This window comes from Ignicoccus islandicus DSM 13165 (assembly GCF_001481685.1).
GTDB classification, from domain to species: Archaea; Thermoproteota; Thermoprotei_A; order Sulfolobales; family Ignicoccaceae; genus Ignicoccus; species Ignicoccus islandicus.
In genome coordinates, this window is the sequence record NZ_CP006867.1 from 1,056,536 (window position 1) to 1,071,628 (window position 15,093).

Annotated in this window: 17 protein-coding genes, 1 tRNA gene and 1 CRISPR repeat array; of the genes, 10 read left to right on the plus strand and 8 right to left on the minus strand. The window is 47.0% G+C overall.

The genetic code is table 11. From position 1 onward, the window contains the following. Nucleotides 1-38 precede the first annotated feature (38 nt). Nucleotides 39-632: an orotidine 5'-phosphate decarboxylase / HUMPS family protein gene (locus EYM_RS05875; protein ID WP_083495089.1), complete on the plus strand. Its 594-nt coding sequence runs from the start codon at nt 39-41 to the stop codon at nt 630-632. A gap of 499 nt (nt 633-1,131) precedes the next feature. Further along, entirely contained in the window at nt 1,132-1,698 is a 567-nt protein-coding gene (locus EYM_RS05880) for a uracil-DNA glycosylase (protein ID WP_075050113.1), read from the plus strand. Here EYM_RS05880 and glyA read toward each other — a convergent pair. Both glyA and EYM_RS05890 read right to left on the minus strand, forming a co-directional pair. Continuing rightward, on the minus strand, nt 1,682-3,001 hold the full coding sequence (gene glyA, locus EYM_RS05885) for a serine hydroxymethyltransferase (RefSeq protein ID WP_075050114.1): 1,320 nt from the start codon (nt 2,999-3,001) through the stop codon (nt 1,682-1,684). The genes EYM_RS05880 and glyA overlap by 17 nt on opposite strands. A gap of 64 nt (nt 3,002-3,065) precedes the next feature. Continuing rightward, entirely contained in the window at nt 3,066-3,419 is a 354-nt protein-coding gene (locus tag EYM_RS05890; protein WP_075050115.1) for an Sjogren's syndrome/scleroderma autoantigen 1 family protein, read from the minus strand. Between the two features lie 552 nt (nt 3,420-3,971). Continuing rightward, nucleotides 3,972-4,936: direct repeats of the CRISPR family, unit length 26 nt; unit sequence GTAGAGATCCAATAGGGAATAGAAAG. Nucleotides 4,937-5,266: 330 nt separating this feature from the next. Between EYM_RS05890 and EYM_RS05895 the strand changes: the two genes are divergently transcribed. After that, nucleotides 5,267-5,485 (plus strand): PolB1-binding protein PBP2 family protein, encoded by a 219-nt coding sequence (locus EYM_RS05895; RefSeq protein ID WP_075050116.1) that lies wholly within the window; start codon nt 5,267-5,269, stop codon nt 5,483-5,485. Here the strand turns inward: EYM_RS05895 and EYM_RS05900 are convergent. Then, complete coding sequence (locus tag EYM_RS05900; protein ID WP_075050117.1) at nt 5,482-6,276, minus strand: [LysW]-aminoadipate/[LysW]-glutamate kinase; 795 nt, start codon at nt 6,274-6,276, stop codon at nt 5,482-5,484. The two genes, EYM_RS05895 and EYM_RS05900, sit on opposite strands and share 4 nt — an antisense overlap. Before the next feature lie 70 nt (nt 6,277-6,346). Between EYM_RS05900 and EYM_RS05905 the strand changes: the two genes are divergently transcribed. Next, a complete protein-coding gene (locus tag EYM_RS05905; RefSeq protein ID WP_075050118.1) occupies nt 6,347-6,778 on the plus strand; it encodes a cupin domain-containing protein in 432 nt (143 codons plus the stop codon). A 51-nt stretch (nt 6,779-6,829) separates the two neighbouring features. On the opposite strand, the gene EYM_RS05910 is transcribed toward EYM_RS05905, so the two are convergent. Then, nucleotides 6,830-7,753, minus strand: coding sequence for an ArsB/NhaD family transporter (locus EYM_RS05910; protein WP_075050119.1), 924 nt, complete (start codon nt 7,751-7,753; stop codon nt 6,830-6,832). A 176-nt stretch (nt 7,754-7,929) separates the two neighbouring features. Then, a complete protein-coding gene (locus EYM_RS05915; RefSeq protein ID WP_236943453.1) occupies nt 7,930-8,466 on the minus strand; it encodes an HD domain-containing protein in 537 nt (178 codons plus the stop codon). 83 nt (nt 8,467-8,549) lie between these two features. Between EYM_RS05915 and EYM_RS05920 the strand changes: the two genes are divergently transcribed. From EYM_RS05920 to EYM_RS05935, 4 genes are all read left to right on the plus strand, one after another. Continuing rightward, nucleotides 8,550-9,359, plus strand: a complete 810-nt coding sequence (locus EYM_RS05920) for an NAD-dependent epimerase/dehydratase family protein (protein WP_075050120.1) — start codon at nt 8,550-8,552, stop codon at nt 9,357-9,359. A 42-nt stretch (nt 9,360-9,401) separates the two neighbouring features. Beyond that, the gene (locus EYM_RS05925) at nt 9,402-10,490 is read left to right on the plus strand and encodes a glycosyltransferase family 2 protein (RefSeq protein WP_075050121.1); all 1,089 of its coding nucleotides are present in this window, start codon (nt 9,402-9,404) and stop codon (nt 10,488-10,490) included. 173 nt (nt 10,491-10,663) lie between these two features. Beyond that, nucleotides 10,664-11,089 carry a prefoldin subunit alpha gene (pfdA, locus tag EYM_RS05930; protein WP_075050122.1) on the plus strand — a complete coding sequence of 142 codons (426 nt, stop codon included), beginning with the start codon at nt 10,664-10,666 and terminating at the stop codon, nt 11,087-11,089. A gap of 13 nt (nt 11,090-11,102) precedes the next feature. Next, nucleotides 11,103-11,408 (plus strand): prefoldin subunit, encoded by a 306-nt coding sequence (locus EYM_RS05935; protein WP_075050123.1) that lies wholly within the window; start codon nt 11,103-11,105, stop codon nt 11,406-11,408. A 5-nt stretch (nt 11,409-11,413) separates the two neighbouring features. Here EYM_RS05935 and EYM_RS05940 read toward each other — a convergent pair whose 3' ends face one another. Continuing rightward, entirely contained in the window at nt 11,414-11,599 is a 186-nt protein-coding gene (locus EYM_RS05940) for a hypothetical protein (protein ID WP_075050124.1), read from the minus strand. A gap of 54 nt (nt 11,600-11,653) precedes the next feature. Continuing rightward, nucleotides 11,654-12,961, minus strand: coding sequence for an ABC transporter substrate-binding protein (locus tag EYM_RS05945; protein ID WP_075050125.1), 1,308 nt, complete (start codon nt 12,959-12,961; stop codon nt 11,654-11,656). Nucleotides 12,962-13,124: 163 nt separating this feature from the next. On the opposite strand from EYM_RS05945, the gene EYM_RS05950 reads away from it, so the two are divergent. Beyond that, nucleotides 13,125-13,196, plus strand: a tRNA-Phe gene (locus EYM_RS05950). Nucleotides 13,197-13,240: 44 nt separating this feature from the next. Further along, entirely contained in the window at nt 13,241-14,317 is a 1,077-nt protein-coding gene (locus tag EYM_RS05955) for an NAD(P)-binding protein (RefSeq protein ID WP_075050126.1), read from the plus strand. On the opposite strand, the gene EYM_RS05960 is transcribed toward EYM_RS05955, so the two are convergent. After that, a complete protein-coding gene (locus tag EYM_RS05960) occupies nt 14,314-15,066 on the minus strand; it encodes a rhomboid family intramembrane serine protease (RefSeq protein WP_075050127.1) in 753 nt (250 codons plus the stop codon). The two genes, EYM_RS05955 and EYM_RS05960, sit on opposite strands and share 4 nt — an antisense overlap. Nucleotides 15,067-15,093 lie beyond the last annotated feature (27 nt).

Here is a 15,093-nt window from a genome sequence, read left to right on the forward strand (position 1 = left end):
CTAGTTCAATTCCTCGGTGAACTACCTTCTATCCAGTCATAGTTGCCTTGGATCCTCCAATAGGTGAGGGATGGGAATGGGCACTGAAAGTGGCCGAAAGGCTGAAGGGTAAGGTGAGGGCGTTCAAGGTCGGATGGCCCCTCTTACTTGAAGGGAATAGGGTGAGGGAACTAAGGGAGTACGGCGAAGTTATAGCTGATTTGAAGTTAGCGGACATAAGTTACACAATGATAAACATCGTTAAGAGAGTTGGAGCTGACGCATACATAGCCCACGCCTTCGTTGGAAGGAAGGACGCATTAAGGGAACTTAGAAGGGAAGTCGACAAGCTCTATCTGCTGGTTTCAATGAGTCACGAAGGTTCCAAGGAGTTCATTGATCTCCACTGGAGGGAGTTCGTTTTAGAAGCATACGAACTGGCCGACGGAATAGTTGCTCCCGCTACTAAGCCGGAGTTAATAAGGAAGGTAAGGGCCATTTGGCTCAAGGAGATAATATCTCCCGGTGTTGGAGCGCAAGGAGCCCTACCTTGCTCAGCGATAAGGGCTGGCGCCAACTACGAAATAATAGGTAGAAGCCTAACGCGAGCCGAAGATCCAATATCGTTCCTTGAATCTCACTACCCGTGTTAGCGTCGCCTTCGCTCCACCAAAGCCGATCATCGCTGGGGATAAAGCTCAGATCGTCCCTGCACGCTCATCCGCTTCCGTTGTACTCAACGCCTTCGGGCCTTTATAGACGAAGACCCTCTCAGTTCTATTTCAAAATTTGAACTCGATTGATTTAGTTTTCTTCGGGCTTCAAAAATTCTATTATAATGTATAGTTCTTTAAAGAATCTTCCAACCTCTCCATGGGTTCCGAGCTGGTTTCATTTCAAAACCATTTTTCTCCATTCACATTAAAATAAGGGTACGTTTGGGGATCTTCTAGGATTCCCCATCAAATCGGGGACTTCATCATGAGATTAGGTTAGGTTACTAAAGGAAACTAGAAAAGCAAATAAACTCCAAATTAGAGATAACCTTGGAAGGGCGTGGGTTGAAACGAAAGAAAACGGAAAGATTTAATTGAAGAGTCAAACCGTGTATACTTTTAAGTTAAAATTTAAATAAGACGAAAAGGCTAATAAATGTCACAAGACTGTATCTCAGCGATTAGGGAAGAGGTGCTTAGTTGCTGTTCATGCGAACTATGCAAATATAGGACGAGGCCCGTCCCGGGAGAGCTCATGGGCAGTGGAAAGTTATTCTTAGTTGGGGAAGCGCCCGGAAAGAGGGAAGACGAACTCGGTAGACCGTTCGTGGGTAAGGCCGGGATCCTCCTCAGGAAAACGTTAGATGAGGTTGGAGCGAAAGACGTATACATTACCAATGCCGTTAAGTGCAGACCACCTAACAACAGAACCCCCACTAGGTCTGAAATAGAAACGTGTAAACCATATTTAATTAGAGAAATATCTTGCTTAAGGCCTAAGGTGATAGTTGCCCTCGGAAAAACAGCTTCCTACGCGCTCTTGGGAGTGGATAGAAGCTTGAAGGAAATGAGGGGTAGGAGGTTTCAAGCCGAGTACGGAGGAGTCAAAGTTGATGTAATAGTTACCTATCATCCCGCTGCTGTAGTTCGGAACCCCAAATACTTACTGCCCTTTAAGTTCGATATAAGAAGGGCTTGGGAAGAGGTTAAAGGGTTAGGTTGAGGGCCATTTCCAGGTATTCCTTGAATCTCTTTAAGGCAACTTCGTTTAGTTCGTAGCCGTAGTGAACTTTCACGTACTCCCGTCTAAATTCAATTACCTTCTCCCTAACTTCCTTCGGGTCCTTTCCGTTTAGTACATCCGAGATGAACTTCGCTATTTCCTTCATCTCCCCTTCCTTCATACCGAACCTGGTCATCTCTTGAACGCCTAACCTTATTCCGCTTGGATTCGCTATCGCGTCCGGCGGATCCCATGGCAACAAGTTCTTGTTAGCTATTATGTTGGCTTCCTCTAGCCTCACTACCGCTTCCGCTGCACCTCCCCTATCTGAGAGATCGAGTATCACTTGATGCGTCCGAGTGAAGCCTAACTTCTCGCCTAAGACCTTCACGCCCAACGAATGAAGTTCTTCCGCTAGCGCCTTCGCGTTCGATACTATTTGCTTCGCGTATTCTTCCCCGAAGTTCATCATTTCGATGGCGGTGACTGCTAGAGAGGGTAGCCGGTGAGCGTGATGGTTGCTCACGAACACAGGGAATACTATTTTCGAGATCTTCTTGTATAGATCCCTATCGTTCGTTAGGATGACCCCGCCTTGGGGTCCGGGGAAGGTCTTGTGAGTGGAAGCAGTCATGACGTCAGCGCCTTCCGTTAACGGGTTAGATAGAGCCTTGCCGGCAATTAGACCCAATACGTGAGCCGCGTCGTATACTACCTTAGCCCCGACCGCGTGGGCTGCCTCGGCTATTTCCTTTACTGGGTGCGGGAATGGGTACATGCTACCTCCGAGGACGACGAAGCTTGGCTTAACCTCTTCGATCATCTTAACCGCTTTATCGACATCTATGTTGAAATTGTCCTTATCGTAAGGCATTTCTATGTGTTCGATGCCTAGGGCACCTAAGATACCGAACTTGGTATGGGAGACGTGGGAGCCTGCTTGAACTGGGGGAATTAGAGCCTTCTTCCCGCAACCTCCGAGCGCGTAGAACACGGTTCCGTTGGCAGTAGTTCCGCTAACAGGCCTCACTTCCGCGTAATTAGCAGAGAACAACTTCGACATTAGATCGGAAGCTAACAGCTCTATTTCGTCTATATATTTCGTCCCCTGATAGTACCTCTTCCTAGGCTTTCCTTCTGCGTATCTATGTAACATGTCGTTTAAGTAAAGGCTTTCGGCGAGCGGGCTCATTACGTTTTCGCTAGCTATCAAATTTATCGTGGAATGCCTCCATTTATCGTGTTCTGAAACAATAGAAACTATCCTGTTTATGAGGTCCTCCAATCTCGTACGCCAGTTCATCCTATTCCTTTATCCTTATTAAAAGCGTGACGACGATGTGGAAATAGTTCCTACGAAAGCAACTTTAGCTCTCGTTCTTACTTATGCTCAACTTCCTCCTAATTTCTATTGCCTTTTCGAGGTTCGAAAGCCATATGTTGAGTTCGTCAGCCTCTAACTTCGTGGCCTTAGGTATCTTCGAAGTGAAGTCAATGACCTTTTCTAGGATTGCGTTAATTAAGTCGTCTAGAGTGTTATCGACCTTTATTTCAGTTTCCTCCCTACGGGACGTTATCTTTCGTATCTCTCCATGGATTGGGCAGACTATCCTCCCGTCTTTGAGCTTGTAGAGGGGCGATCCACACAGAGGGCACGTTTCCGGTAACATCACCGCGCCTTCTTTCAAGAGTTCCGCTGCCCTTTTCACAACGTCTACCATTTCGTTTCCCCTACTACTACCCTTAACTTAATTGTTAAGTTTAAGTCATTAAGTTGCTTTCAAACCCATTCACCATGGGATGGTGAATCCCCATCTCCACCTCTTGTCCAAATTCACTTTTCCATTTACTCACAATTAATTCACTCATTCCCTCAACCTTAACCATTTGAATTCAGAATTAATGGTCTCATTAATCACCTTCAGTTTCTACTAGCCTTCCCAATGGTCAATTCCATTTCAACTCAATCAATTAGCATTGTATTTGCAAAATCAAACTCGATTTACCACTCTTGAGCTTAGACCATCAGTACGCGGTCCTTTCAAGATCGATCTTTATAATGAGAAGTTGCATTTAGGGGTTAATAAGCGATCATGAGAACTCTAATGATCATGGGGATTTCTACTCCAGCCTACCTTATACAAGCACATACATGCATATATTGGACAACTACTTGAGTTTAAGTTCTGAAAGGAAAGGTATGAATGTGGAAAGGCAGATGAAGGGAAATGGTTAAAAGGTGAGAAAGAGGTTGTTTAAATAGGAGGGCAACGGTAGAGATCCAATAGGGAATAGAAAGAACGCGCTTTCGAATAACTTTACGTCGACATTCTCTATCTCGGGTAGAGATCCAATAGGGAATAGAAAGAAGCACAACAAGAAAGGCTTATTCGATCTATCAATAGTAGAGATCCAATAGGGAATAGAAAGATGAACCCTATCTCGCTCTGATGTATTATCAATACGAAGCAAGTAGAGATCCAATAGGGAATAGAAAGTTAATACCAGGCTCGGGAACGAGTGCGACAGCAGAGATTTTGTAGAGATCCAATAGGGAATAGAAAGCATTTCGTACGTATGAGAAAGCGTTATGACTGACGTAAACAGTAGAGATCCAATAGGGAATAGAAAGATCCCAATATACTCTCATCGGTTCGTCTTTGTTGTTCCTGTAGAGATCCAATAGGGAATAGAAAGTTGATTTGTTCAAGGCTCTTGCTGACGACGTCATACATTTCTAGTAGAGATCCAATAGGGAATAGAAAGCTTTCTCATGTAAACTCTTTTCCTCATCTCGAAATGTTTTCAGTAGAGTCCCAATAGGGAATAGAAAGTTGTAATACTCACTAAGGTTTTCGATGTTGACAGGTCTCCAACTGTAGAGTCCCAATATGGAATAGAAAGAATTGGACAGGAAGAAGGTTCTCTTCAGGAACTACAAAGTAGAATCCCAATAGGGAATAGAAAGTTAACTATCCTGTCCACATTGCAATCCTCCACTGCCAACTGTAGAATCCCAATAGGGAATAGAAAGAAGGTCTTCGTTAATCCTCCCATTCCGCCACCGGACATACTGTAGAATCCCAATATGGAATAGAAAGCAAACTGAAATTGAGAATCATAAGCGACAGAGGGAAGGACGGGTAGAGATCCAATAGGGAATAGAAAGCAAATATATATGTAAATTCCTTCAAGGAAGAGAAATAGGAAGTGTAGAGTCCCAATAGGGAATAGAAAAGGTAAACCTACGGGACTGCCCGCAAGCTGACATATAAAAATGACTGTAAAGACCCCAAAGGGTACGAAAACCGTTAGGATAGCCGACGTTATGGGGAAACCTCTTACGGAATTGGCAAAGGAATTTTGGAAACGATTAGAGGAAAAAGAGAAAAAAGAAAAAGAGGAAAGGGATTGAAAAACGCAGCAACATCTGAACAACAAAGCGCCTCCGTACGTTTCAGACATCAAGAACGCAGTCCTCTTATCGGCGTAACGATTGAGAGCTTTACCGGAAACTTATACCAACTGTTCTTTAGAAGCAATTAGTGGACCGAGGGGGACTTCCGAGATGCCCAAGGAGATTCCGTGGCACAAGTTAACTCCAGAAGAGAGAATAGTGGTTCAGTACTTCTTGGCACATAAATCGATAGGGGACTTGATACTACTTAGGGACTTGGAACTGAAGGGCATCAAGAAGCCAATAAGAGTGTTGGAGAGTTTATTGAACAAAGGGATTCTGGAGAAGGGCGAGGGATGTTACTCGCTTAGGAAGGAATACAGGATTTAGGGAACGACCCAAGTGCCTTCGCCTGTTTCCAAACACCTCAAGGGGTTTTCACGCGTCCCGTCACATATGACTACCTTAGTTCCGCTCGAAGCGACCCTCCCCGCCATTATTACCTTTATGTTCATTCCGGGTCCTATTTCCTTAGCAATCTCTTCCGCCTCTGACGACTTTATTTCCTTAATTACTTCACCATTCATGAGAACCCCCGGTACATCGGTCAAGAGAACTAAGTAGTCAGCCCTTACTGCCTTAGCTATCTCGCTCGCCATTTGATCACCGTTAACGTTCAGAAGCTCCCCTTCCTCGCTTATGGCTATCGGCGCGATCACGGGCGTGTAACCCATTTCAACCAACTTGGTTAAGAGATCGCCATTAACTTCCTTTATCTTACCGGTGTACCCTCCCGGGATGGCTCTCTTGATTTCCCTCTCCCCGACCTTCTCCTTTACTATTACCCTTTTCTTCCTGTCAGCTACAACCAGCTTCCCGTCCGCTCCCGTCAAACCTATGGCCTTCTTCCCTAACCTCTCCAAGCTACTCACTATTCTTTTGTTCAATAGCCCTCCCAGTACGGCTACGAACACTTCGAGTTCCGTTTCGTCAGTATAGCGGAACTTTATTCCGGAAGCCGAGATCTTGAACTTCGGCTCTATTCCCATTTTCCTTTCCCATTCGTCAACTAAGTCTCCTCCACCGTGAACGAAAACAACGCCTTCAAATCTCGCGATGTCCCTTACAATGTTATCCATGTTATTGAGTAGGGTCCTACCTCCAGCCTTAACGACTATCAAATGCTACCCCTTATCCAGCTAGGCCCATTATCTTATAATTGGTCCCCTAAGTAGGCTTGTTTGGAATGCTATGAATGGTCCCCTAATAGCTAAGTACGAGGATTTGAGCAAAGCCGCCAAGGATAGAGGCGTTAAGCTAGTAGTGGCTAGGCCCCGTCCAACTGAGCTTAAGTGGGAGTCCGTATGGGAACCTGGAAAGGTACTAGCTTCGAAGACGTTCGAAATAGGCTTCGCTACCCCCTCCTCGTCCCAAGATTTCCATATGCATAAAACTGTCTACGAGGTCTACGTGTTCCTCGGGAAAGGCCTCGTTAAGTACCTGGAAGGAAATCGAGTTAAGGAAGTGGAAGTAAGCGAAGGGGACTTGGTAATGATTCCGCCAGGAACGTATCACTATGTAGAGATAAGGGAGGGAGGAGCGTACGCAATATCTATATGCTCTTCCGAAAATTGCGATCTGGGGCGGGACAAGGTAGTTCTGAACGCTCCCTTCGAGGGATGATCTGAGCTAGATTGACTGATCGATGAGGACGGTTTCTGGTGGTGACCCCAATTACCCTATTAGAGATATGACAATTAGCCCCCACGCAATAGAAATAGTTAGAAGTATAGCGTTAACCCTAACGAAAGTTCTCAAGCTAGCCTTGGAAATGGTAATTGCGATAACGTTGGCAAGTGAGGCTATGGGGGTTCCCAGTCCTCCAACGTTTACGCCTAAGGCCAAGGGAAACCAGTCCCTAGTGACGTTTAGGAGAATCAGCGTAGCGGGAACGTTACTGATGACTTGGGACAAGCCTACGGACATTAGGAAGACTTCCAATGGACTGGATGCGTCGATTTTCAAGTGCTGACCGATCCATTTAAATAGAACAATCATAATAGAGAGGCTCGCCAACACTTTCCACTCGATTTTCGGAGCCTTCCTATACAAGGAAATATACGAAGCGAAGGAACTCAAGAGGGCGAGGTACGATAGTTCGAGCCTTATTAAAGCTACTGCTACAATGAGAGAAGCTAACGCAACCAAGGCTTCGGAGCCCTTGAGGGGAACGGTCTCTCCTAGGCTCCTCTTCTCGTACCCCTTTAAGGAGTACAAGGAAACTGCGATCGGTAACGCCAGTCCGAGGGACATCTTGCTAATGAATAATTCTAGAGGTATCTTGAACTCGTTCCATATTATTACGTTCTGTGGGTTACCGAATGGAGTTAGCGCTGAACCCAAGTTTACTAAAGCAGCTATTAAGGGAGTTACCTCATTGGAACCCATCGCCACGCTTATTGGAATTATTACGTACATGGCTCCATCGTTCATTAGGAAGGCGCCGGCGGCTAGAGCCACCAGACCTAGGATCCAATACGAGTTTATTCTCGCAGCTAAGTTCTGGAAGAGTCCCGATTCCTTGAACTCCTCCGATATTACCATGAAGGTCGCGAGTATCGCTAGCGCTTCGAAATCAGATTCCACGCTCAACGCCAAGGAAGTTCGCCGCGCAACGCCATTTGAACTATATCTATGGAAATAGAGAAAACGATGGGTGCGTCTCGGTCAAGGCTGAACTCTTCACCCTTCCGTAGAGGGAGCCTCCTCATCGACCAAGTAGCTTCCGCAAACCGGACATAGCTCGAACTCCTTCGGATACCTCAAGCCACAGCTCAAGCACTTCCTAGTATATCTCGAAGCAATTCCCTCAAAGGTTCCCCCATTTCTTCTGCCATTTTCATTAAGGACTCCCTCATGCTTTCCCTTATCTCCTCCACTCTCTTCATGCCCATTTCCACGTATTTCTCTGCTTGGAAATATGTGGCCAGCGTTTCCGCTACTTTTGCCACTTTCGCCTCTGTCGTTCCCTCCATGTATTCCATTGAGAGCTTCCAACCCTCTAGCACCTCCTTTAATTCCTCTATGGCCTCCCTCTCGAGGGCCTCCTTAACTTCCTTCGCCCTATCGCTGCTCCACTTAGGTATATCGCCTAACTTGGCTTCGCCGAAGTCGTGATAGAGGGCTATTAACGCCGCCCTTTCGGGATTTACGTTGAGACCCCTCTTCTTGAGCCTAACCCCTATCTCATAGGCTAGAACGGCTGAGTAGAACGAGTGGAGCGCCACGCTTTCCCCTAGCGCGGGCGGGACGCCCCTTTGCATCCATCCGGTTCTCACCAAACACGCGAGAGACCAGAGCACTTCCCACACTTCCTTCAAGGCTCTTCCCAGGTCACTCGATGGCGGTGAAGTTAAATGGGAGGAGTCCAACAGCTTGAACGGTTTCAACGAAATTGAAGTACGCAGTCATAGGCGCGTGGGGTTACCTAGGCGCTAACTTGTTGAACGAATTACCTTCGTGTGGAATCGCTAGGAAGTCGAGCGCGGAGAGGAGACCCTTCCTTAAGGAGGCCTTCAACGGAAAGGAAATGTATTTATTGAACGAAATAGCTGAGGAGGAACTAAAGGACGCGCTAGAGAGGTGCGGCGCGGACTCGGTTATTTACGCAATAGGTAAACTCAGAGGCAACTACGATCAAATGAAGGAAGCTCACGTAGACAAGGCCTTACTAAGCTTGAGAGTGGCAAAGGAACTGGGCTTGAAATCGTTCGTCTACGTAAGCTCTGTTTTAGCTATGGGCATCGCTGAGAAGTGCAAAGACTTGAACGGGGTCGTAACGGAAGAGGAGAGCCACTTGGAGGGCTGCGAACCAATAGGCAATTTCTCGATTACGAAAGCTATGGGGGAGGCAGAGATCGTTAGGAACTCCGAAGGAATAACAGTTGGAATAATAAGGCCGGCGCTAATTGTGGGTAAATGGGCCTACCATCCCGAATGGAAGTACTTAAACCTAGCGAAGTCCCTCGGACTACCGACCCCTAACCTGAGCGCTAGCACCATTAATTGCATAGTCCAAGGCATAGAAGTGGCCTCCACTAGCGGAGGCTGGTACTTAACGGTCGATGGGAGCTTGAAGGAGCTGGGGTTTAGAGCCTTTGACGTAAAGGTCCCCTTGGGCCTCATTAAAGCGGCTCCAGACTCTTTGAAGCCCTTGCTCCTCGCCTTGAGGTACAAGTACGCTTCGAGACTCCTTCCATGCTAAAGAACATTTAACGGAGGCGTCTCCGAAAGGTCGGATGGACTAATGGAGCTCGGCGCGATAGCCGTCGCAGCGCTAACTGCCTCTTTCATTTATAGTTTCCTTTCCAGTCTAAGCGTCACGCTTAAATGGAAGAGGAAAGTATGGGAGGACTTCCCTCCATCCTATAGTAAGAGAGTTAGCGTGATACTTCCTTTCTATAACGAGAAATTTGAAGACGTTGAAAGAACTATCGATAGCCTCGCTAGGCAAGACTACCCTAAGGAGCTTTTGGAGGTCCTAGTAGTTTTGGAGGAAGGAGATGAGGGAACGGAGGAAATAGTTAAGGAGCTCCTACCGAGAATTCCTTTTAAGAAAAAGATCGTAAAGGTTCATGGAAGGAGGGGCAAGTGGAAAGCCCTAAACAAGGGGTTCAGCGAGGCCAATGGAGAGTTAGTGGTAGTATACGACGCGGGAGACGTTTTCGGTAGCGAACACATATCTAAGCTAGTTGGGGCCTCCTCGAAATACCCAATAGTCACTTCGAGGGTTCTTAGGAAGGGGAAGGGACTGTGGGGCAACCTTTCGTTTGCGGAAACGATTCTTTGGACCGAAGTAGCAATTCCGTTAATAAAGAAATTGACCGGAGTCGTGCCCCCTAGCGGGGAGGGAGTGGCGCTTACTTTCAAGCCCACCCTTCCGCCCTGTCTCGCCGAGGACGCGTTCCTGGTGTTGCTTGGAAAGGAAATAGGGGCCTTGGACTACGAAGTAATTGAGGGAGCTCCTTCGACGTTTAGGTCCTATGCCTTACAGAGGGCCCGCTGGTATAAAGGGTACCTTCAATGCATGGCGAGGGCTCTGAAGGAGAAACGCGTGAAGGAGGCCTTGATTTTCTCGATACCTCTCGTGATGGTAATGTATTCAATAGCGGTTCCGTTGACGTTATTGCTTCCCTTAATCGATCCATCCCCGAAATACTTCATCTTCCCGATTTCAATAGTTGCAATGATTTCTTTGCCATCCCTTTACTTGAGAGGTAGGGTCGATAGGAAGGCTTTGTTGTTCTTGCCCCTATCGGTAGTTCTTCAAGGCTTCATAGTTCTCTATTCTATAGGTGTGCGCGAATGGTTCAAGACGGAGCGTTCCTATGGATAGAGGCTACCGATTTCTATAAGTCGAGTCCTTTAGTCTATCTATAATTTTGGAATACGTTCATCTCTTCCAAGAATTACTTACGGAACGCGAAGTTTACCGAAATATTTTTATATAACCGTTGAAGTAACCTACTTTTAAAGTATTTCGTCTCTTCCTATCTTGAGGGACGCGGCATGGCAGAGGAAAAGGTCCAGACCCAAGAGGAAAAGGTCAAGGCGTTGCAAGACGAATTGAGGAGCTTACTATCTCAAGCTGAATACCTAAGGGACCAAGTGGATGCAGTTAACGCGATAATAGACGACCTCTACGCTAGCCTAGAGGTGCTCGATTACGTTTCGAAAGAAGGCAAGGGCAAAGTAGTGTTGGTCCCAATAGGCGCCGGAAACTTCATAAAGGCGAAGATAGAGGACACGAGCACGGTCATCACTTCGGTGGGCGGAAGACTCAACTTAGAGATACCCGTAGAGGAAGCCAAGAAGGCAATTCAGAACAGAATAAGCGCTTTGGAGCAAGTCAGATTAACCTTGCTCAGGAAGCTAGAAGAGATAAACAGGAAGGTCAATGAAATTTTGCCTAGAGTGAGAGAAGAGGCCCAGTAAAGGTGAAATTGCTTTGAGCGAATCCTTACTCTTTTTGCAATATAAGCTCAAAAGCGTGGAAGAAACTATCCTTAAGTTAAAGGCTGAGTTAGAGGAACTCAAGTCAGCTTCGAAGTTATTGGAAGAAACGAAACCCAAGTCAGCTTACAAGGTGTTTGCAAGTAAAGTAATGATAGAGTTGGACCCAGCTAAGCTCAAGGAGTTCATTGAGAGCGAAATTGAGAGTTTAGAAATGAAGATAAAGGCACTAGAGAAGGAGAGGGAAGAGCTATTAAAAGAAATTAAGTCGTTAAGGGAAGGGCTAGGCGTTGGGCCCTAGGCGAACTAGGGCTCTATATAGATTATTACTTCTTCCCTAGTGACGGGATCCCTTCTCTTTACGTAACCACTAAGCGGACCGGTTCTCTTCCACTCAACTAGCTCAGTAAATCGCTTCAAGGGTTCGTACTGAGGGGGATCCCAAACTCTGGTTTCATCAAAGACGTCTACTTTCCTAATAATATACGCCAAGTAGGGGATCCCTCAGATTAACTTGGCTACTTCTTTACCAAAAAAGTTTTCGCTTTAGCGGGGACTTATTTTCTCGTATACTTTAATTCCAGTGTCGGGGTCCCAGAAGCCTATCTTCACGACGGTGGGCTTGTTGTTAATTACCTTTATAGTCCAGTAGTGATAGCTCGTCTTCATTGGTTCCTGCGTTAGTGGGTTGAACTTCTTCGGACCGGTGTAACCCTTGAAGTAGGCGCCAACGTCTAACAGAGCTTGCCTTATGGCATCGGCATCGTACTTTCCGGCCTTTAGGACGCTTAAGGCAGATAACCATAGGGCGTCATAGATGTAGTCTGCGTAAAGCATTGGCGGGATGCCGAACCTGTTCTCGTATAGCTTCGCGAACTCCTCGCTTCCACCCGGACCGGTACCGACGCCTTGCTTGAGGGCCACTATCTTCGCTAGGTACGGATCGTTCAGTATTACTCCTCTACGAGTCTCGCTAAAGAGCCATGGGTACTTCTGTAAACCTAGAGTTACGGCTTGCCTTAGTATTACCTTTAGCTCGTCGAACGAGATGAATAGTATTGCGTCGGGCTTGCTGCTAGCAGCCACTCTCAGTTCTGCATCGAACGTTCTTGCATTAGGATCGTAAGGAACTAGGACGACCGTTCCACCGTACTTGCTGAAGTAATACTTGAAGGCAGTCGCTAGACCTACGCCGTAGTCGTCTTGCCTGTACATGATGGTTACTTTCTTGTATCCTAACATGTGAGCTAGGTCTGCTAGCGCGTTTCCTTGCAGGAAGTCGTTAGTTATAGCCCAGAAGATGTACGACTTACCAGTCTTGGATATGTACCTCTTGTAGTTCTCTATTCTTAGGTTAGGTGCAGTGCTGGTTCCGGACATTACCACTACGTGAAGCTCCTCGTTAACTGGATACATTAGGGAGCCCATTGGTCTGCTAGTTATCCTACCGGCGATTATCTTCACTCCTTGTAGCGCTAGCTTCCTGACCACTTCAACTGCAGTCTGAGGGTCGGTCTTAGTGTCCTCCGGGATGAACTTGAACCTCCAAGGTAGGCCTAGTTTCTCCATACATGCGTTTATTTGCTCCGACGCTAGCTTTATCGCGTTGTAGTTGGAAACGGCGAAGGAACCTAGCGCTCCGCTCAAGGGGGCGGGAGCGCCTATTGGGATCTCTTTCGGCAAGTCAATGCTGTTAACTCCTCCGGCCCACTCAATTACCTTCATAATGCTATCGCAGTTGGGGCCGAGTTGCACCGGTTGGGTCAATAGCTTTAGGTCCTCTTGGGACATTCCGGCCGCTAATAACAGGCTGGTTAGGAGTAGCGATACTAGTGCCACCTTTTCCCTCGACATCGGAACTCGCCTCGAAGGGGTATTTACCTTGAATGGATATATATACTTTTTCCGGTTCAATATTAATATGTTCGTATTGCACATATTCTTTATTAGTCGTATACTATTTTAGAGACAATTTACGGTAAACTTTATAAACTCTAGATCAGACTCAACGATTGAGGCCGCCGTAGCTCAGCGGGAGAGCGCCCGGCTGAAGACCGGGTCGTCCGGGGTTCGAATCCCCGCGGCGGCACCTCTCCCGTTTCTGCTTGGTTCCTCGCCTTTCGGTGAAGGAACTTGAAATTAGCAATCGTGGGCGCTGGATTCGCAGGCCTCTTAACAGCAAAGAGGCTATCGGAAAGGGGCTTCAAGGTAGATCTGTTCGAGGAGCACGATGAAGTAGGAGTTCCGGAACATTGCACCGGCATAGTTTCGAGGAGGGCAGTAGAACTAATAGGAAGCGAAGCCAAGGAGAACGTCGAAGGGTATGTAAGCGAATATTTTCTTTCCAATTCCGATTTCCATGGCATTTGGCTCAAGGGACCGAAGGACTTCACTGTAAAGCTTAGGAGAAGGGACCTCGAGAGGGACTTGCTGGAAAGCTCGTTGGCAAACGGAGTTTCGTTTATAAAGAAGACGGTGTTTAGAGTCGATCCCAAAGGAAAGGTTGATGAAAGAGTTTACGAGAGGGTCTTCGTTGCGGAAGGTTGGAGAGCGGAGCTCTCTAAGGGGCTCGGAATAGCCCATAGGTCGAGAACTGTTTACGGACTGAACTTGGAAGTAAAGGGGAGAACGGCGTATCCAGGGACTTCATTCATAATTTTCGATAGGACTCTCGCTCCAGGTTTCTTCGCGTGGATCGTTATGCTAGAAGGGAAAGCGGTGGTTGGAACGGCTTCAGAACCCAAGAAGGCCAATGTAATGGAGTTAGCTAGAAAGGTACTGGAAATAGCGCGCGAAAGGGGGCTGGTTGAAGGCGAGGTCGTTAAGACGTACGGTGGAGTGATACTAACTGGTCCGCCATCGCTCGCCCCTTGCAACTCCAAGGTATGCGCCATAGGGGACGCCGCTGGTTTGAACAAACCCTTAACGGGCGGAGGCTTGTATCCAACGTCAGTCGTAGCTAGAGAGCTGCCCCTTAGAATAGAGAACCCGATAAGAGCTTACTTCCCGTTAGTACCTAGGCTTTACGCTGAAACCCCTATTGCTAGGTTCCTCCATAAGGCTCCCCAAAGGTTCTACGCGAATTTCTTTTCGAAAGTTGATGGCGAGGAAGTGAGCGTATCTGAATACGACAATCACCTAAAGACGTTATTAGAAATGAAGTCCAAATCTTTAGTTTTCCTCCTCAAGGCCGTCTCAGCGTTAATTTAGAACGCTCTGCCCATTATTATGCTATACCTAGCTAACCTCCTATGTATCTCCACTTCCTTCGGGTCAACTAGGAAGTAGGCCAAGCTAATTCCAGCCACGAATCCACCTACGTGCGCCCACCACGCTACTCCGCTAGGGACACCGAAGAGACTCCACGTTCCTTCTATTAATTGATATAGGAACCAGAACCCTAAGAAGTACTCCGCTGGCACTAGGAAGAGGAACGGAAACGGGACGAATGCTATTACCTTCACCAATGCCCTTGGATAAAATAGGAAGTACGCTGCTAGAACGCCGCTTATCGCTCCAGAGGCGCCTACGGCCGGGGTTAGCCATGGGTTCTGGCTCAAGTATGGATTAAGCGTACTATTAGGAAACAGCGCTATTGAGGCCAAGTGGAAGGCTACCGCCACGAGGCCGGAAACTATGTACAGTAGGAAGTACTTCCACCTTCCTAGTATCGATTCGACGTTATCTCCGAAGATCGCTAAGAACAGCATGTTTCCGACGATGTGATCTATGCTAGCGTGGAGCCACATATGAGTAAACAATGTATATAAATGACTTCCCTTAACTACGAAGTAAGGTACCATACCGTAACTCTTAATGAGCCTGTTCAACCCTAGCGCGTCGTTCGCCAATATCAAAGGCAGTTCTAATACAGCGAAAACCAGTACGTTTAGCGCTATTATAATGGTGTTTACCAACGGCTTCTTTCTTATTGGATTGATATCGCCAACTGGAATCAATACTTAGCGCCCGTCCACCTTACGCTA